This window comes from Pseudarthrobacter linnaei, assembly GCF_055412825.1.
In genome coordinates this window covers 327,843-345,407 of the sequence record NZ_JBVAYX010000002.1, presented here as the reverse complement: position 1 = coordinate 345,407, position 17,565 = coordinate 327,843, and the positions used below count along the sequence as shown (strand labels likewise).

At 68.3% G+C, this 17,565-nt stretch carries 18 protein-coding genes; 9 read left to right on the top strand and 9 right to left on the bottom strand.

The window, feature by feature from the left end:
• Nucleotides 1-640: 640 nt before the first annotated feature.
• A complete protein-coding gene (locus ACZYZ3_RS03615) occupies nucleotides 641-817 on the bottom strand; it encodes a CsbD family protein (RefSeq protein WP_224047463.1) in 177 nt (58 codons plus the stop codon).
• A 159-nt stretch (nucleotides 818-976) separates the two neighbouring features.
• Here ACZYZ3_RS03615 and ACZYZ3_RS03610 point away from each other — a divergent pair, with 159 nt between their 5' ends.
• From ACZYZ3_RS03610 to ACZYZ3_RS03590, 5 genes are all read left to right on the top strand, one after another.
• On the top strand, nucleotides 977-1,435 hold the full coding sequence (locus ACZYZ3_RS03610) for an SRPBCC family protein (protein ID WP_463962468.1): 459 nt from the start codon (nucleotides 977-979) through the stop codon (nucleotides 1,433-1,435).
• Nucleotides 1,435-2,109, top strand: coding sequence for a pentapeptide repeat-containing protein (locus tag ACZYZ3_RS03605; RefSeq protein ID WP_463962467.1), 675 nt, complete (start codon nucleotides 1,435-1,437; stop codon nucleotides 2,107-2,109). The genes ACZYZ3_RS03610 and ACZYZ3_RS03605 overlap by 1 nt, the downstream gene beginning before the upstream one ends.
• A 163-nt stretch (nucleotides 2,110-2,272) precedes the next feature.
• Nucleotides 2,273-3,502, top strand: a complete 1,230-nt coding sequence (locus tag ACZYZ3_RS03600; protein ID WP_463962466.1) for a thiolase family protein — start codon at nucleotides 2,273-2,275, stop codon at nucleotides 3,500-3,502.
• Nucleotides 3,502-4,320 carry an enoyl-CoA hydratase/isomerase family protein gene (locus ACZYZ3_RS03595; RefSeq protein WP_463962465.1) on the top strand — a complete coding sequence of 273 codons (819 nt, stop codon included), beginning with the start codon at nucleotides 3,502-3,504 and terminating at the stop codon, nucleotides 4,318-4,320. Before ACZYZ3_RS03600 ends, ACZYZ3_RS03595 begins: the two co-directional genes overlap by 1 nt.
• A gap of 2 nt (nucleotides 4,321-4,322) precedes the next feature.
• Nucleotides 4,323-5,195, top strand: coding sequence for a 3-hydroxyacyl-CoA dehydrogenase family protein (locus ACZYZ3_RS03590; RefSeq protein ID WP_463962464.1), 873 nt, complete (start codon nucleotides 4,323-4,325; stop codon nucleotides 5,193-5,195).
• A gap of 9 nt (nucleotides 5,196-5,204) precedes the next feature.
• Here the strand turns inward: ACZYZ3_RS03590 and ACZYZ3_RS03585 are convergent, their stop codons facing one another.
• A complete protein-coding gene (locus ACZYZ3_RS03585) occupies nucleotides 5,205-5,438 on the bottom strand; it encodes a DUF6480 family protein (RefSeq protein ID WP_463962463.1) in 234 nt (77 codons plus the stop codon).
• A 25-nt stretch (nucleotides 5,439-5,463) separates the two neighbouring features.
• Entirely contained in the window at nucleotides 5,464-5,904 is a 441-nt protein-coding gene (locus ACZYZ3_RS03580) for an SRPBCC family protein (protein ID WP_463962462.1), read from the bottom strand.
• 98 nt (nucleotides 5,905-6,002) lie between these two features.
• Here ACZYZ3_RS03580 and ACZYZ3_RS03575 point away from each other — a divergent pair, with 98 nt between their 5' ends.
• Nucleotides 6,003-6,626 (top strand): GNAT family N-acetyltransferase, encoded by a 624-nt coding sequence (locus ACZYZ3_RS03575; protein WP_463962461.1) that lies wholly within the window; start codon nucleotides 6,003-6,005, stop codon nucleotides 6,624-6,626.
• 37 nt (nucleotides 6,627-6,663) lie between these two features.
• Here ACZYZ3_RS03575 and ACZYZ3_RS03570 read toward each other — a convergent pair whose 3' ends face one another.
• Nucleotides 6,664-7,512 carry a GDSL-type esterase/lipase family protein gene (locus ACZYZ3_RS03570; protein ID WP_463962460.1) on the bottom strand — a complete coding sequence of 283 codons (849 nt, stop codon included), beginning with the start codon at nucleotides 7,510-7,512 and terminating at the stop codon, nucleotides 6,664-6,666.
• A 287-nt stretch (nucleotides 7,513-7,799) separates the two neighbouring features.
• Here ACZYZ3_RS03570 and ACZYZ3_RS03565 point away from each other — a divergent pair, with 287 nt between their 5' ends.
• Together ACZYZ3_RS03565 and ACZYZ3_RS03560 are read left to right on the top strand one after the other, a co-directional pair.
• Complete coding sequence (locus ACZYZ3_RS03565) at nucleotides 7,800-8,480, top strand: tyrosine-protein phosphatase (RefSeq protein WP_463962505.1); 681 nt, start codon at nucleotides 7,800-7,802, stop codon at nucleotides 8,478-8,480.
• A gap of 9 nt (nucleotides 8,481-8,489) precedes the next feature.
• Nucleotides 8,490-10,868, top strand: coding sequence for a hypothetical protein (locus tag ACZYZ3_RS03560; RefSeq protein ID WP_463962459.1), 2,379 nt, complete (start codon nucleotides 8,490-8,492; stop codon nucleotides 10,866-10,868).
• A gap of 344 nt (nucleotides 10,869-11,212) precedes the next feature.
• Here ACZYZ3_RS03560 and ACZYZ3_RS03555 read toward each other — a convergent pair whose 3' ends face one another.
• The 3 genes from ACZYZ3_RS03555 to paaZ form a co-directional block, all read right to left on the bottom strand.
• Complete coding sequence (locus tag ACZYZ3_RS03555) at nucleotides 11,213-11,929, bottom strand: DUF4397 domain-containing protein (protein WP_463962458.1); 717 nt, start codon at nucleotides 11,927-11,929, stop codon at nucleotides 11,213-11,215.
• Nucleotides 11,930-11,999: 70 nt separating this feature from the next.
• Nucleotides 12,000-12,407: a VOC family protein gene (locus ACZYZ3_RS03550; RefSeq protein ID WP_463962457.1), complete on the bottom strand. Its 408-nt coding sequence runs from the start codon at nucleotides 12,405-12,407 to the stop codon at nucleotides 12,000-12,002.
• A 176-nt stretch (nucleotides 12,408-12,583) separates the two neighbouring features.
• Complete coding sequence (gene paaZ / locus ACZYZ3_RS03545; RefSeq protein ID WP_463962456.1) at nucleotides 12,584-14,695, bottom strand: phenylacetic acid degradation bifunctional protein PaaZ; 2,112 nt, start codon at nucleotides 14,693-14,695, stop codon at nucleotides 12,584-12,586.
• A gap of 163 nt (nucleotides 14,696-14,858) precedes the next feature.
• Between paaZ and ACZYZ3_RS03540 the strand changes: the two genes are divergently transcribed.
• Nucleotides 14,859-15,275 (top strand): PaaI family thioesterase, encoded by a 417-nt coding sequence (locus tag ACZYZ3_RS03540; protein ID WP_463962455.1) that lies wholly within the window; start codon nucleotides 14,859-14,861, stop codon nucleotides 15,273-15,275.
• A gap of 408 nt (nucleotides 15,276-15,683) precedes the next feature.
• On the opposite strand, the gene ACZYZ3_RS03535 is transcribed toward ACZYZ3_RS03540, so the two are convergent.
• Nucleotides 15,684-16,613, bottom strand: a complete 930-nt coding sequence (locus tag ACZYZ3_RS03535; protein WP_463962454.1) for a DUF427 domain-containing protein — start codon at nucleotides 16,611-16,613, stop codon at nucleotides 15,684-15,686.
• Between the two features lie 280 nt (nucleotides 16,614-16,893).
• Nucleotides 16,894-17,499: a TetR/AcrR family transcriptional regulator gene (locus ACZYZ3_RS03530; RefSeq protein WP_463962453.1), complete on the bottom strand. Its 606-nt coding sequence runs from the start codon at nucleotides 17,497-17,499 to the stop codon at nucleotides 16,894-16,896.
• Between the last annotated feature and the right edge of the window lie 66 nt (nucleotides 17,500-17,565).

The window sequence follows — 17,565 nt, the reverse complement described above, 5'->3', positions numbered from 1 at the left end:
CCTGCGCCTATCTGACCCTGCGCCCATCTGACGAGGATGGCCGCCAACGGGGTTGGTTTCGCGGCCATTCGCGGCGAATCGGTGGCGCCTTGCCGCCGCCCGGGTGGTTTAGCGGCCATCCGCGGCGAAGGGGCGGCTGGGTCGGGGGATGCAACCGGCGGGACATTTGTCTTCGCCGGGATGGCCCCCGCACCGGCCCTCGCTCGCCGGGTTCGCCGGAAAGCTGCGCAGTCGCCGTAACCTTACGGCGACTGCGCAGCTCTTGGGTGACCCCGGCGGAGGCGCCCAGCCGCCTGCGCCTCCAGCCGCCTGCGCCCCGCTCAGCCCTTGCGGTCCAGCAGCAGGTTGGTGATCCGCAGCGTGCAGAGCCGTGCGTCGGCGGCGTTCCCCGACCCGGCCGCCCCTTCGTGGCGAATGGGCGGCCGGGGAGGTCCCGTCTGGGCCTTGGCCTCGCCAACTCTGCGCCCATATGACGAGGAAGGCCGCCAACGGGGGTGGTTTAGCGGCCATTCGTGGCGAATGGGTGGAGTCGTGCCGCGCCGCCAATAACCCCGCTGTCCCAAAGCACCAAGCCCCGGGCACAAAGAAAGCGGCGGCGGGCATCCCCCAAAGGAATGACCGCCGCCGCGTTTCGTTAGGACTAATCCTTCTTAAAGGCGTCCTTGGTGTTCTCGCCGACCTTCTTGGCGTCTGCGACGACCTGGTCCTTCTGGCCCTCGGCGCGCAACTGGTCGTTGTTCGTGGCGTTGCCAGTGGCTTCCTTGGCCTTGCCGCCGAGGTGCTCTGCTTCGTTCTGAATCTTGTCTCCGATACCCATGGTGCAAACACCTTTCGTTTCCGGTTAATTCAACGTCCCCCCACCATAACACGAAGCATGCTTACTAAATCAAGGGTCTCCACGGGGGCGTCCAAATCAAGGGCGCATCCGGTGCCGCAGGGATGAAATCCGAACCGGAGCCGGGCTAGGCTCGATGCCATGGACCACAAAATCAGCCTGACCCAGCATGTCAACGCCCCGGTGGCCAAGGTCTGGGCGGTCATTTCCGACATTCCCGGTTCGGCCGCAACCCTCTCCGGCATCGAATCGATCCAGATGCTCAGCGACGGCCCCTATGGCGAGGGGACGCGCTGGAAGGAGACCCGCTCCATGATGGGCAAGTCGGAAACCGTGGAGATGTGGGTGTCCCAGGCCGATCCGCCCCGTAGCACCACGGTGAAGGCGCTGCAGGGCGGGGCGGACTACACGACGCGCATGACGCTCGCCGATCGCGACGGCGGCACGGACCTGACCCTGACGTTCGGCGCAGACATGGTCAATCCCTCCCGGATGCACAAGCTGGCGATGGCGGTCTTCGGAAAATTGGGCATGCGCATCACCGGCAAGGCACTCGCCAAGGATCTGGCAGAGATCGCGGCCAAGGCCGAGTCGCTCTAGTGGTCCGGGGCACCCCGTCCAAGGCGCCGAAGGTCACCGCGCCGCGGCTCAGCCCGGTCCGACTGGCGGAGCTTCGGGACGACCCGTCCCCGGATTTCCAGTCCGGGGAGAGGTACGACGGCGTCCGGTACAGCAGGGCTTCGGCCGACGGGCGGGAACTCGCCGGCACCGACTTCGCCGAGTGCGACTTCCAGGGTGTGTCCTTCAACGAGACCCAGCTGCGCGGCGCCACCTTCCGTGACTGCGTCCTGGCGGAGGTATACGCCCCCGTGTTCATGGCGGCCCGGAGCACGCTGCGCGACGTCGAGTTCGGCAACCCCCGCTGGGGTTCCGCGGAACTCTACGAAAGCGGCTGGCAGTCCGTGCGGATTGACGGCGGGAAGCTTGACTACGTGAACCTCCGCGGTTCCAAGCTCACCGACGTGCAGATCAGCGACTGCATCATCGCTGAACTGGACCTGGGTTCCTGCACGGCGACCCGGGTGGCGCTGAAGAACTGCACCATCGGCACCCTCGACGTCGCCGGGGCCAGGCTCAAGGACTTCGACATCCGCGGCACGGACATCCGCACCATCAGCGGGCTGGAAAGCCTCGCCGGCCTCGTGATCGACGAGTACCAGCTCGGCCTGCTCGCCCCGCTAATGGCGAGCCACCTCGGCGTCGTCGTCGCGTAATCCGGCGGGGCTTTGATTGACCCCCTTGCCGCGCCGTGTAATCTTTATAGAACGAACGGTCAGTAAATTGGCGCGGCCGCGGTCGAACGCGGACGCCGCCGCCGGGAGTACTTTCGATGACAGATTCGATAACAGAGACGTTTATCGCGTGAAGGGTGTACCCATGGCATCAGCAGTAGCAGGACCACAGGCATTTCTCGTAGGCGGTGCCCGCACTGCGGTGGGCCGTTACGGCGGGGCACTCTCCGCGGTCCGTCCCGATGACCTGGCCGCCCTGGTGGTCCGCGAGGCTGTGGCCCGGGCCGGACTGGACCCCGACAGTATCGACGAGGTCATCCTCGGCAACGCCAACGGCGCCGGCGAGGAAAATCGCAACGTCGCCCGGATGGCCACCATCCTGGCCGGCCTGCCGCTGCACATCCCCGGCATCACCGTGAACCGGCTCTGCTCCTCCGGCCTGAGCGCCATCATCATGGCCAGCCACATGATCAAGTCGGGAGCCGCGGACATCGTGATCGCCGGCGGCGTGGAATCCATGAGCCGCGCCCCCTGGGTGCAGGAGAAGCCCCGGACTGCCTTCGCCAAGCCCGGCGAAATCTTCGACACCTCCATCGGCTGGCGCTTCGTGAACCCGCTGTTCCAAAAAGGCGAACACTCCCGCGGCGGGAAGATGACCTACTCCATGCCGGAAACGGCCGAGGAAGTCGCCCGCGTGGACGGCATCACCCGCGAGGACGCCGACGCGTTTGCCGTCCGCTCCCACGAACGCTCCCTCGCGGCCATCGCTGCCGGCCGCTTCGCCGACGAGATCGTCCCGGTCACGGTCAGGACCCGCAAGGGCGAAACCGTCGTCGACACCGACGAGGGCCCGCGCGCCGGCACCACGATGGACGTCCTCGCGGCGCTGCGCCCCGTCGTCGCGGGCGGCTCGGTGGTCACGGCCGGCAACTCCTCCACCCTCAACGACGGCGCCTCCGCCATCATCGTCGCCTCCGAGGCCGCCATCGAGCGGCTCGGCCTTACCCCGCGCGCCCGGATCATCGACGGCGCCTCCGCCGGCTGCGAACCCGAAATCATGGGCATCGGCCCCGTCCCGGCCACCCGGAAGGTGCTCGCGCGGACCGGCCTCAGCGTCGGCGACCTCGGCGCCGTCGAACTCAACGAAGCCTTCGCCACCCAGTCGCTCGCGACCATGCGCAGGCTCGGCCTGGACCCCGAGATCGTAAACCGCGACGGCGGCGCGATCTCCCTGGGGCACCCGCTGGGCTCGTCCGGCTCCCGGCTCGCGATCACTCTGCTGGGCCGGATGGAGCGCGAGGACGCCCGGATCGGCCTCGCCACCATGTGCATCGGCGTCGGCCAGGGCACCGCGATGCTGCTGGAGCGGGTGTAGTGGCGGCCGCCGTGACGGGCCTGGACCCGCAGGAGTTCCGCACCCTGCTGATCGACGAGCGCGAGGACCGGCTGGTGGTTCTCCTCAACCGGCCCGAGGTCCGCAACGCCATCGACCAGCAGATGGTCGATGAGCTGCACGCCGTGTGCGCCGCGCTGGAGCAGACCCCGAAGATGCTCATTATCGCCGGCACCGAGGGGGTCTTCGCTTCCGGGGCGGACATCGGGCAGCTGCGCGAACGCCGCCGCGATGATGCACTGCAGGGCATCAACTCCACCATTTTTGTGCGCATCGCGAAGCTTCCCATGCCTGTCATCGCGGCCCTGGACGGGTTCTGCCTGGGCGGCGGCGCCGAGCTGGCGTACGCCGCGGACTTCCGGATCGGCACACCATCGGTGCGGATCGGCAACCCGGAGACCGGCCTGGGCATCCTCGCCGCCGCCGGTGCGAGCTGGCGGCTGAAGGAGCTTGTGGGGGAGCCGGTGGCCAAGGAAATCCTGCTGGCCGGCACCGTTTTGCGCGCCGAGCGGGCCCTCGCCGTCAACCTCATCACCGAGATCCACGAGGCCCCCGAACTGATGGCGGCGGCCCACGCCCTGGCCGACAGGATTGCCGGGCAGGATCCCCTCGCGGTCCGGATCACCAAGTCGGTGTTCCACGCCCCCGCCGAGGCGCACCCGCTGATCGACCAGCTCGCCCAGGGCATCCTCTTCGAATCCCAGGCCAAATTCGACCGCATGCAGGCTTTCCTCGATCGAAAGTCCGAAAAAAAGTCAGCCAAAAAGTCCGAGCAGGATTCAGACCGGAAGAAGAACTGAAGATGAGCAACTCCGTACTTCCCGCGAACCTCCCCGCCACCGTCGGGGTCCTGGGCGGCGGCCGGATGGGCGCCGGCATCGCCCATGCCTTCCTGATCAACGGCGCCAACGTCCTCGTCGTCGAGCGCGACGAGGAATCGGCCGAGGCGGCCCGCGAGCGGGTGGAATCCGCGGCGGCCAAGAGCATCGAGCGCGGCGCCACCGACGGCAACCTGGATGAGATGGTCTCGCGGCTCTCGGTCACGGTCGACTACGACGACTTCAAGGACCGCCAGCTGGTCGTCGAGGCCGTCCCCGAGGACTGGGACCTGAAGGTCGCTTCGCTGCGGGGGATCGAGGAACGGCTCGACGACGGCGCCTACCTCGCCTCCAACACCTCCTCCATCTCGGTCGACGCGCTGGCCCGTGAGCTGCAGCGCCCGCAGAACTTCCTGGGCCTGCACTTCTTCAACCCGGTGCCGGCGTCCACCCTGATCGAGGTCGTCCTCGGCGAGCACACCTCGGAGCCGCTGGCCCAGGCGGCCCGCGGCTGGGTCGAGGCGCTGGGCAAGACCGCCGTCGTCGTCAACGACGCCCCCGGCTTCGCGTCCTCACGGCTGGGCGTCGCGATTGCCCTCGAGGCGATGCGCATGGTGGAAGAGGGCGTGGCGTCCGCGGAGGACATCGACAACGCCATGGTCCTGGGCTACAAACACCCCACCGGACCGCTTCGGACCACAGACATCGTGGGGCTGGATGTCCGCCTCGGCATCGCCGAATACCTTGCCTCCACCCTGGGCGAGCGCTTCGCACCGCCACAGATCCTGCGCGACAAGGTGGCGCGCGGCGAACTCGGGCGCAAGACCGGCAAGGGCTTCTTCGACTGGACGGCCTGAGGCGAGTAGTTAGTTGATGATCCCGACGATGTAGCCGACAAAGAAGAGCATCACTAAAAGCACCACCACGGCGATCATGATGATCCATATGTACTGGGCGAAGCCCCGGTCCTCAGGGATCCGCGGCCCCTGCGGTCCCACCGAGGTGCCCTCCGCCGGTGGTGTTTCACCGGGCGGCACGCCGCCGCCCGGTTCGAGCCCGGTGAGCTTGTTCTCAAGGGGATCCGGATTTTGGGATGTCATGTTTTTCTCCTGTTCCACAGCGCTGCTACAGCGATGCCTGGGAGTCGAGGGCCTTTTTCATTCCGTCCATGGCGGGGCCGGCGAGGGAGTTGAACGCCGGCCGGACAAACGGCTCGGCGACCTTGAGCAAACCCCTGAGCTGGAACTCCGCCGTGTAGTCCACTTTGGAGCCCGTACCGGACGCAGACACCTGGATGGTGTCCACGGAGATGACCGACTTGTTCTCTCCCCGCAGCGTGATCCGGCTTGCCGTCAGTTCGATCACCTCGTAGGTCAGCGCCTGGCGCTTGCCCCGGAATTCGGCCTCTGCGTGGTACCGGTGCCCGAGGGCCACCGGTCCCTCGGAGAGCTTATTCACCACGGGGGTCCCGGGATCCCATTCGGGGGTGTGCTCGAACGCTGACAGGTAGTCGAAGGCCCTGGCGGGGTCAAGGGCGGAGTGGGCGGTGCCGGTTACTGTGATCATGGACCCAGCCTAACCAGCACGCCCGCAACGGCACACCGGTCCGGGGTCCCGGGTATCGCAGAACCCCCCCGCGATCGCTTCCGCCCTAGGATGGTGCGGTGACTTCCCTCGACCGGCCCGCGATCGCCCCCATCACCCTGACCGGCAAAGTCGTCGTCCTTGAGCCGCTGAACCCGGACCACCACGATGGCCTCGTCGAAGCGGCCCGCGACGGCGACCTGTGGAACCTTTGGTACACCAGTGTGCCCGCCCCGGAGCAGATGGCCGCCGAGATTGAGCGGCGGCTGGCGCTGCAGGACAGCGGCTCCATGCTGCCCTTCACTACGCGCCTGATTGACCCCGCCACCGGCGGACCGGGCCGGGTGATCGGCATGACCACCTATATGAACATCGACGCCGCCACGCCCCGAGTGGAGATCGGCTCCACCTGGAACGCGGAGTCGGTGCACGGGAGCGGCAGCAACCCGGACTCGAAGCTGCTGTTGCTGCGGCACGCCTTCGAAACGCTGGGCTGCCCCGCCGTCGAGTTCCGGACCCACTGGCTCAACCACCAGTCCCGCGAGGCGATCGCGCGGCTGGGTGCCAAACAGGACGGCGTGCTTCGCAGCCATACCCGCAGCAGTGACGGCGCGCTGCGGGACACCGTGGTGTTTTCCATCCTGGAACACGAGTGGCCTATGGTCCGCAACGCCCTCCAGTCCAGGCTGGCCAGGCCGCGGTAGCCGCTGCCTGGCCTTCCCTGTTGCGGGCCAGGCGGAGCTAGGGAACCCGTGCCGCCGCCAGGGCCGCGGCGTAACCGTCCCGATAACCGGCTGCGGTGGGGTGGAAGGCGTCAAACGGGCTCGCGCTGCAGTTGATCGTCAGGCTGCAGAGACCCGTCGGCGCCACGATCCACGGACTCGCGGAACCAATTCCGTGGCTGGCGAACTTATCGGCGACGCTGACGTACCCGGCCCTGTTCACCAGGGCCGAGAATGCGATCGTGGCGTTGAGCAGGTCCGCCGCCGAGTTCATCGACCGTGCCGCCTGGGTCTGTTCCGCGGTCAGCCCGGCACTCACGGTGAAGAGCCGGGGATAGCCGGTGAGTACGACCCTGGCGTTCGGGGCCTTGCTCTTGACGATCGTCAGCATCTCCTTGATCTTGCCCGGCAGCGTGCGGAGCTTCACCACCAGAGAGTTGTACAGGGCCGCCTTGCAGGCCGCGGAGCTCGCCGAGGCGGTGCAGGCAACGGCCACCTGGCCCGTGTCGATGTCGTTTCCGCCAACCGTCACCGTGACCACCGTGGCGTTCGCAAGGGCGGGTGCGTAGAGGGTGGCGACGGCGGAGACATCTGCCGTCGTGGCGCCGAAGCAGCCCAGGTTGAGCGTAGCGTCGCGAACTGCCGGATAGGACGCCGCAGTCTGCAGGCAGGTCTCGGGAAGTCCGGCCGGGGAAGCGGTGTATCCGCCGCCGCCGGTGCCGGCCGCGTAGGAGTCGCCCAGGGCGATGTAGACGGGATCCGGGCGTGCGGCGGTGGCAGGCGCGGCGGTGAAACCGGCTACCAGCGCGATGGCGGCGACCGCCGCCGCCAGTCGTCCGGACCAGCGCCCGATTGGCACATTGTTCATGATGAGTCCCCTTGTGAGTCGGCACGGCCGGGAGGGGGCTGCCGGCGCACCGGTCGGTGGCGGCCAGCGGGGCCTCCCGAACACCCTGCTGGCGGGACAGGCTGTGGGAGCATCAGCCCTCCGCTCCGGGCAGCCATGGGGCCACGGTACCCCGCCGCCTCATGGCCGGACACGGTAGGGGCTACCCGTTTCCGGGTGTGGGCAGGAGAACGGGCTACGTTGCTTTCCTGCTGCCGACTACCCGGACTACGTGCTTAGCTGGCAGGGTGGATGAGTTCTTGAAGCGTATGGAATGGGATGGGGCGGTCAACGCCTGGCACGTCGCCGGCAGTGTGTTCCGGATGGGACGCCGCGAGTGGCTCACCGACGCCGGCTGGCAGCAGGCGTACGACGGCGGCATCCGGACGGTGATTGACCTCCGCAACCCGGACGAGATCAGCCGCCGCGAGACGGATCCCCGGGTCAGCGCCGAGATCCTGGCGGCGTTCGACGTCGTGCACGCCCCCACCGAGGACCCGGGCAACAGCGAATTCCGGGCGCTCTGCGTCCCCTACCTGAATGATCCGGCGTCGTACGCGGACAATGCGCGGATCTTCCCCGAGAAGCTCGCCGGGGTCTTCAAAGCGGTGGCGGAGGCACGCGGCGGCGTCGTGATCCACTGCTCGGCGGGCCGGGACCGCAGCGGGATGATCGCGGCCATGCTCCAGGACCTCGCCGGCGCGGGTGAAGAGGCCATTGCCGAGGGCTACGAGCGGGCCGTGCGGGGCATCAACGAACACCACCGGGTGTCGGCGGTCCCGCATCCGCATGAGCGGTACCTGCCCGAGGAGGTTCTCGCGCCGCTGCTCGAAACGCGCAGGGAAAGCCTGCTGCGGTATGTGCGACACGTCAAAACCGGGGAGTTCCTGCGCCGCAACGGGGTGACGGAGCCGGAGGTGACGGCCATTCTGGCTAGGTTGGGGCGCTAGAGTAACCGGGTGAAGACTCCGAAATATCAGCTGACAGTGCGGGCAGTAGCGGCCGCCGCCCTTGCGCTCGCGGGCTCGTTCCACGCGGTTCCCGCGCTGGCCGAAGCCGGGGGACCGGAACCCGTTTCGACAGCTTCGCCGTCAGCTTCGCCGTCAGCCTCGCCGACCTCCCCGCCGATGGCGACCGCCATCCCGGCCGCGCCGGTTGAGCCGGTTGATACGGCGACGGCGGCTGGCGCTCCGGCCGCCGTCGGGCCGGCGCCGGTAGTGGCGCCGGAAATCGGCGACGCCGGACTCGCGGAAGCCGTCCGGCGGGACCTGGGCATGACGCTCGAGGAATTCAACGCCGCCGGCCAGCTGGCCAGGACCGCCGCCGACGCCGTTCCCTCGCTGCGGGGGCTGCCCGGCTACCTGGGGATCAGCCTGCTGGGCGGCAAAATCCTCATCGAAGGCAGCGGCCCCGAGCTGCAGGCCCGGGTGACCGAACTGAACGGGACGGGAACCTCGGCCGTGTTCGTGCTCGTGGCTCCGGCAGCTGAGCGCTCGACTACTCCCTCGACCCCTCCGACGGAGGCTCCTACCGTTGCCCCCTCGTCGGCCGAGCTGGTGGCGTCCAGCACCGAGCAGCTGTTCCAAGCCTATGTCCGCGAGGTCGGGCCGGCCGGACTGCAGGCCGTGGCCTACTCAGGGGGGAAGTTCATTATCCGCACCGGCGGGACGAACCAGGCCGAAGCCGACCCCACCCTGCTCCCGGACCAGCAAGCCGCGCCGGAGCAGCAATCGGCCACGACGCCCGGGCCCGCGGCCACAGCCACGACGCCCAGGAAGATTTCCCCGGCCGACTTCGTGGCCCGCTACGCCAACGTCCAACTGGAGCAGGGCGCCCCGGTCACCACCGAAGCGGACGTTTTCGGCGGTGAGGGAATCGCCATTGACCGGCAGACCATCTGCTCGACCGGATTTGGCGCGTTCAACGCGGCGGGACTTCCGGTCGTTCTGACTGCGGGGCACTGCGCCGGGGACGGCACGGCACGGATCGCAGAGCTTGAACCGCCGACCTCCGCCACGGCCGGCGGGGCAGCGCCCCGGTCCGGCATGCTCGCCCTGCTGGGCAGCTTCGGCTTCAGCCAGTTCGGCGGGCCGCTGAACTCCTGGATGACCGGCACCGAAGACTCCCCCGGCAACGTGGGTACCGACATCGCCGTCATCGAGGCACTCGACAACGGAATCAACCTCCAGCCGGCCGCAACCACCTGGGCCGATCCCGCGAACCCCGGCGCCACCGCCGTGAAGATCATCGGGGTGGTTGCCCCGTTCCAGGGCCAGGAGGTGTGCCGCTCCGGGCGGACCGCGGGCTGGTCCTGCGGTCAGGTGGAGGAAACCGGCATCTACGTGGTGGGCGGACGAACCACCGCAGCCGCGGATCTCCGGGCCTTCCGCGGGTTCCTGTCCACGAACGTCCAGTCCAGCGGGGGAGACTCCGGCGGTCCATGGATCAGCGGCAACTTCGCCGTGGGCACCCATTCGGCCGGCGAGACTTCCGGAGACAACTTCGCCATCGCCACGACCCTAGAGGACGCCCTCACCAAGTTCCCGACCCCCGTGCAGCTCCAGCTGTTCCTGAACAAGCCCGAACTCGCGGCCCCGGAAGACCTGAGCGTTCTGGCGGGCCAGCCCATCACGGGCCGGGTCCCCGCGGCCCCGGCGTCGGCCGTCGCCGCCAACTCACGGGTCCGCGTCACCCTGGACAACCAAACTAACGAGCAAACGGTGGACGTGCCGGTCGACGCCGCCGGGAACTGGGCCTTCCCCGCACCCGAGAGCAACGGCAAGCTGACGTTCACGGCCGAGACGGTGAACGGATTCAGCCGTTCCGGCGCAGTCTCGCTGACGGTCATGGTCACGGACCTCGACGCCCCGGCGATCACCACCCCGGCCGAGGGTGCGGCGCTGAACACCGTCACCAGCATCGACGGGACCGGAACCCCAGGGCTCACGGTGAAACTCACGGGCGACATCACCGGCTCAGCAGTCGTCGCACCCGACGGCCAGTGGACGATCCCCGTCGACCCAGCCGCACCGGGCGGTTTTACGATCCGGGCTGTCCAGACTTCCGCCGGCAAGGTGGACAGCCCCTCCGTCACCCGGACCTTCACCGTTGAAGCCCCGGTCGAGCCCGTTGTGCCGGTTGCCCCGGCAGGGATCGTTGTCCCACCGGCGGCGCCGGCGGCCCCCGCGGAGCGTCTTAGCCCGGTCCTTCCGGCCGTCTCCGGTCAGTTGCCGGATACCGGCGCCGGTCCGCTGCTCCCGACGGCGGGTCTTGCCGGCGGTGCGATTCTGCTGGGTGGCGTCCTCTTGGCCGCCACACGGCGCCGGGCGGTCCGCTAACCACCGCGGTACCGCGTAGTCCGCAAGCTAAGGCCGTCGGATCCTAACAGCCGCCGAACGGTCCGCCAACTACAGCCGCGCGCCGCCGGGCGGCGCCCAGCCACCCGCCGGAGAACTCGGACCCGGAGCCCGTTCCACCGACGGGGTGTTCAGGAACCACGTCTTCAGCGTCACGTCCGGCAGGGCGGCCAGATCCTCCCGGACCTGCCCCCGGAGCGGGAAGGACGACTCGCTGCTATCAGCGTGCAGCAGCATCACCTGCCGTGGGGAGCCGGACAGGCCGGCGTCGCCGAAACCAGCAGCGCACCCCTGGTAAGAGGTGCGCTGTTGGCCGCAGCCGGAGCTCAGTCGTCGTCTCCGCGCCACTTGTCGGAATCGACGACCTGGACGGCCACGCCCAGGGAGTCGTCTTCCAGGCTGCCCCAGGCGTAAACGATGGTGTTCTTGCCCTTCTTGACCTGAATGTCTGCCGGGCCGATCAGGGGCTCGGTGGTGCCGGCGGCCGCAACCGAGGCGGAAACCGTCCCGGCCTTCAGCGTCAGCACCTTCTGCTCAGGATTCTCGAGCCCCTCAATCACCGCGGTGTCGCCGGCGAGGACGTCGACGGCCGGCGCCGCCGCCACGTGCCGGACGGTCAGCTTGCCCTCGCCCTTGGGGCTGGCCGAGGTGTCGTTCTTGAACAGGGTCGCAGTGGGCTCCCCGGAGGCATCCAGATGCGCCACGGCGGTGTAGTTCCGGCCCTCCTTGAGATCGACCTTGACCGGGCCGATCACGGGGTCGTCGGCGCTGGTGGCGTCGGCGGCCGTGATGGCGATCTTGTACCTGCCGTTGTCGAGCTTCAGCGGTCCCGCGAGGTCGCCAGGCTCAAAGTCGTCCAGGGCGAGCTTGCCGTTCACCCAGACATCCACGGTGAGGTCAGGGACGCCATGCAGGACGGACAGGAGGGCATAGTCGCTATAGTGCCTGCCGCCGTCGTGATTCCCGCCGGCCTGGGCGGGGGCAGCGAAAGTGAGCGCCGCCAGCATCGACAGGGCCCCGGCGGCATAAACAGTTTTGCGCATTTCAAACTCCTCGTGAGGCTGCCCGGATCCGGGCGTTGATTTGCAGGGTTCGACTCCCAGGGTGCGCCGGCTAGAGCTGGTAATCCACCGGCGTGGCGATGGTCTCGTGGACGCAGAGGATGTTGTGCTCGGTGTCCATGAACCAGGCGCACTTCTCGGAATCCGTTGTACAAATGTGGTTCTCGGTCTTCAGATCCGGCAGGTCGTAGTCCTGGAACTGGACGCCTTTAGACTCCATCTCCTGGACGGTCCGCTCGATCTCCGAGACTTCAAAACTCAGGGTGGTGTGCTCGGAATGCTTACCATCCCTGACGGGCATCAGCTGCAGCATGGGGCCGCCGTCGGTGCCGAATAGGTCGCTTCCGTCGTCTGCCACTCCACGGTGAGGGAGACCCAGGGCTTCTGCATAGAAGCGGTGGGCGCGCTCGACGTCATCGACCGGCAGGACTGTTGTGGCTTTATTCAATACGAGGGTCATGTCGCCACCTCCTACGTACGAAATTCTACGCCGGGTCGCGGCAGAAAGAGCCTGCCAATCGACGCCGAGGTGAGATTTCGCGCCCATATCCAACGGGACAATGGGCGCGAAATCTTACCTTTGCGGCAACGGCGGAAGAGCCGTCAGTGCAGCAGCGACGCCGGAAGAGGTTGCGGCTATTTCTCCACGAGGGTGAGGACGTCGTAGGTGGCCACGATCTCGTCGTTCTGGTTGGTCAGGACGGCGTCCCAGGCCACCTCTCCGTACTCGTCGGTCTCGCGCGGGGTGATCTTCTTGGCGGTCAGGGTAACCCGGATGGAATCGCCCGCGGCCACCGGAGTGACGAAGCGCAGGCTCTCCAGGCCGTAGTTCGCCAGAACGGGGCCCGGTGCGGGCTCCACGAACAGCCCGGCGCCCCAGGCCAGCAGCAGGTAGCCGTGCGCGACGATGCCCGGGAAGAACGGATTGGCCTCCGCGGCCTCCTGGTTGGTGTGGGCATAGAAGGTGTCGCCGGTGGTGTTGGCGAACTTCGTGATCTCGTCCAGGGTCACTTCGCGCAGCCCGGAGCGGATCGCGTCCCCGATGTGCAGCGTGCTCAGGTGCTTCCGGAACGGGTGCTGGCCCTCGGTCTCGAGCGTGAAGTTGCGGTCGGCCCCGGTGTGCCAGACGCCGGTGACGGCGGTCAGCATGTTCGGTGAGCCCTGGATGGCGGTGCGCTGCATGTGGTGCAGGACGGAGCGGATGCCGCCGAGTTCCTCGCCGCCGCCGGCGCGGCCCGGGCCGCCGTGGACCAGGTGCGGGACCGGTGAGCCGTGGCCGGTGGAGCTGCGGGCGTCCTCGCGGTTGAGCATATGCACGCGGCCGTGGTGCGCGGCGATGCCGGTGACGAGTTCACGGGCGACGTCGGGGTCGTTGGTGCAGACCGAGGCGACGAGCGAGCCGCCACCGCGGGCGGCGAGGCGGACGGCGTCGGCCAGGTCCGTGTAGCCGATCACCGAGGAGACCGGGCCGAAGGCCTCCAGCGAGTGGACCTCGTCGGCTTCCGGATCCGCCCAGCTCAGCAGCACCGGGGACATGAAGGCACCGTCGTCGACGACGCCGACCGTTCCGTCTGCGCTGGTGACCTTCGGCGAATCGAGCGTGCCGTAGGCGAGTTCGCCGCCGGCGTCGAGCATGGACTGGACGGCGGCGCGCACATCGGCGAGCTGCTCCAGGGACGCCAGGGCGCCCATGTTGACGCCCTCGGCGCGCGGGTCACCAAGGACGATGCGCTGCTGGATCCGCTCCCCGACGGCGGTGATGACGTTCTGCACCAGCTCCTGCGGCACGATGGCCCGGCGGATGGAGGTGCACTTCTGGCCGGCCTTGGCGGTCATCTCGGTGACGAGGGACTTGATGAAGGCGTCGAATTCCGGGGTGCCCTTGACGGCGTCCGGACCCAGGATCGAGGCGTTCAGGGAATCGGTTTCCGAGGTGAAGCGGACCCCGCCCTTGACCACATTGACGTGGGACTTGAGCGTGTTGGCGGTGGTCGCGGAGCCGGTGAAGGCCACGATATCGCGGTAGTCGAGGTGGTCCAACATGGTGCGGACCGAACCGGAAATCAGCTGCAGCGACCCCTTGGGCAGGATGCCGGATTCGATGATCGCCCTGACCACGGCGGCGGTGACGTAGCCGGTGGGGGTGGCCGGCTTGACGATCGTGGGCACGCCGGCGATGAACGCGGGTGCCAGCTTCTCGAGCATGCCCCACACGGGGAAGTTGAAGGCGTTGATCTGCACGGCGACGCCGGGAATACGGGTGTAGATGTGCTCGCCGGCGAAGGAACCGTCCTTGGACAGCACCTCCATGGGCCCGTCCACGATCACCTGGGCGTTGGGGAGTTCGCGCCGGCCCTTGGAGCCGAAGGTGAAGAGCACGCCGATGCCGCCGTCGATGTCGACCATCGAGTCGATCTTGGTGGCGCCGGTCTGCGCGGAGAGCGCGTAGAACTCCTCGCGGCGGCCGTTCAGGTACTGCGCAAGCTCCTTGAGCTTGAGCGCGCGCTGGTGGAAGGTCAGTTTGCCGAGTTCCGCCTGGCCGGTGGTGCGTCCGTAGTCCACGACGGCGGCGAGGTCGAGTCCCGCGGTGCTCACCCTGGCGAGGAGTTCGCCCGTGCTGGCATCAAGGACGGACGCGGCACCGGCTGCGGCGCCGGCGTCGGGGGTCCACCAGGAATCCCGGATGAAGCTGGGAACGATCTCGACAGTGTCTACTGTGGGTTCCGGAGCAGTTGCAGTGGTGGTCATCGTTGACGGGTCCTTCCAACAGGGGCAAGATCAACACGGCCAGCATTACTGACCGTCCGTTCGGTAATATGTCTACAGTACATGAATGAGGCCTGCCGCACACTAGCTGCGGCGGCACTGACCCCGCCGGGACCCCTGGATTTCCGGCCACAGAGGAGACGTTATGACGCCCGAGCCCCGCAGTACCGAGCTCTGGAAGATCACCCTCGGCGAACTCGACGAGAAAATGGGCGTGAAGATCGTTGAGGAATCAGTCGAACGGGTCGTCGCCACCATGCCGGTGGAGGGAAACCGGCAGTCTTTCGGGCTGCTGCACGGCGGAGCCTCGCTGGCGGTCGGGGAAGCCGTGGGCTCCTGGGCCGCGGTCATCCACGCCAGCACCCTGGGCAAGACCGCCGTCGGCGTGGACGTCTCCGCCACCCACCACAAATCCGCCCGCGAGGGGCTCATCACGATCACCGCGACCCCGATCCACCTCGGCGGCACAGTCACCACCCACGAGGTGCTGATCAGCAACGCCGCCGGCGAACGGCTCTGCACGCTGCGGATCACCAACCTGCTGCTGGACCGCAGGGGCTGAGTCGCAGCTCCCCTGGGGGCGAAACCGCCGGGGTCGCCCAGGGGCCGGGGACGCCAGCGGTTTCGGCAGGACGCACCCGGCGCCGGCGTCGCCCAGAGCTGCGATGGCGGGGCTCCGGAGGGCGAAACCTCCGGGGTCGCCCAAGAGCTGCCCAGTCGCCGTCCGGCTACGGCGACTGGGCAGCTTTCCGGCGAACCCGGTGAGCAGGGAGGCTGCTGGGCTGGCGTAGGTTCCTGGGTGCACCTGGGCGTGCTGCTGGGGGTCCCTGGGGGCGCCATGGACGGACAGCACCGAGCCGTCCGTCGTCCGGGGGCGCATTGACACGGACACGCCGGGCTTCTTGGCCGGAATCCGCCCCGCGGCCTTCAAAGTTGCCCCGGCCGACCGGAGCCTGACCACGACTCGCCCCTAACCATGGCCACCCCGCCCTGGAAAGCGGACACCGGACGCCTCACGCAGACAAGAAAGTGGCCTGCAGCCGTCAAAGAGCCCCCGGCCGCTGGGGCGGGACCACGGCGTCACCGGCCGCGGCTGGAGCACGCCGTCGACCGTCAGGTCCACCCGCTCGTTGAAGAAGCTGATGAGCCCGTGGATCTGGGCGGCGTCGCGGTACCTCCGGTCGTAGCTCCACGCGAGGTTCCTGCCCTGCCCGGAATCCGGGTAGCTCCAGTAGCTGGCCAGGCCCTTGTATGGGCAGACCGTCCGCTTCGGGCTCTCCTCCAGCAGGTCCAGCCGCACATCCGCCGGCGGGATGTAGTACCGCACCGGGAGCAGTGTCTCGTAGAGCAGCTGTGCGCCGTTTGTGCTGGCCAGCGCCACGCCGTCGAGCGCCACCTGCACGTCCACGGACGACGCGCGGATATCGACGCGGTGGAACGGATCACGGGGGTGGCCGATGATCTCCTCGTCGTCCTCAAGCCAGTCGAACGCCGCGAAATCCAAGATCACATACCCGGCCAGGTCGGGGTCCTCGGGACGGAAGGCGGCCCGGGGAGCCGTCGCCGCTGCCGTCACGACGTCGAGCTCCCCGCCGGCGGCAGTGTGATTCCCAAACGACGTTGAGGGGTCCAGCGACGTCGGGGCCGCGCCGTGCCGCAGGGCGAAGGGGTGCTCCTCGACCGAGGCCGCCGGCAGTGCCGGTGATGTGAGCTCGGCCAACAGTTCTCGCTCCGGTACCGCATAGATGGGGGTTATTCGCCGCGGTTCCCAGATCAGATAGGCCCGATGCGTGTCGACGACGGCGGCCCCGTCGAGGCTAGCGCGGACCCTTTTGGCCGTGGGTTCGTACCGCAACTGGGGGAAGGCGCCGATGAGCACCGTGGAAAGTCTCGTGGCCATGCCCCCAGCGTGGCCCGGAGGTCATGCGCCGTCAATGGGGGCGGACCCGACCAGGTTGGTTGCCGTGACGCGGGCGGAGCCGTCGCCGGATGGTCGGCCGCACGGGGGCACTGTGACACGGACACTCCGGTGTACGAGGGCGAAACCCGTGCCGATGCCCTCTACGAGCCCCCGGACCCACATGCGGAGGCCCTCTACGAGCCCCCGGACCGCACATGCCGCCGGACCCGGGGCGTCGCGAGGTGGCGAGGAGGGGCGGGCGTCATGAGGCCGCCCGGGCCTACTGCGGGACGTGGAGGCCGTGGAAGGCCATGGTGATGACGTCGTCGGCCAGTTTTTCGGGGGAGAGGGAGCCTCCGGGTTTGTACCACTCGACGATGGAGTTGATCGTGCCGAAGAGCAGCCGGGTCACGGTGCGGGGGTCGATGTCCTGGCGGAGCGAGCCCTCGTCGCGGGCGGCGGAAATCAGGGCAGCGACCTTGTGGTCGAAGGCGCGACGGCGTTCCATCGCGTCGCGTTCGATCTCGGTGTTGCCGCGCAGGCGCAGCAGCAGGGTGACGAACGGAAGCCGCTCCACCAGCACCGAGATGGTCTCGCGGAGGACGAACTCCAGCCGGGCCTCGGCGGTGCCGGTCCGGGCCTGCGGCTGGTCCAGGATGGCCTCGAGGCCGCCCAGGGCGTGGTCCAGCGCGAGCTTCAGGAGGTCGCCCTTGGACGGCACGTGGTGGTAGATGGCGGACTTCGAGATGCCCAGGTTTTCAGCGAGGATACCCATGGACGTGGCGTCGTAGCCGTGGCGGTTGAAGACGTCCACAGCGATCACCAGGACCGACTGCTGGTCATAACCGGGGCGGCCGCGTTTGGTGGTGGTTGCTGTTGTGGGCATAGTCGCTAGTTTCTCACGATCAGGAGATCAGTCAGCCCGCCGGGAGGCCCGGGTGGGCCGGCCGGC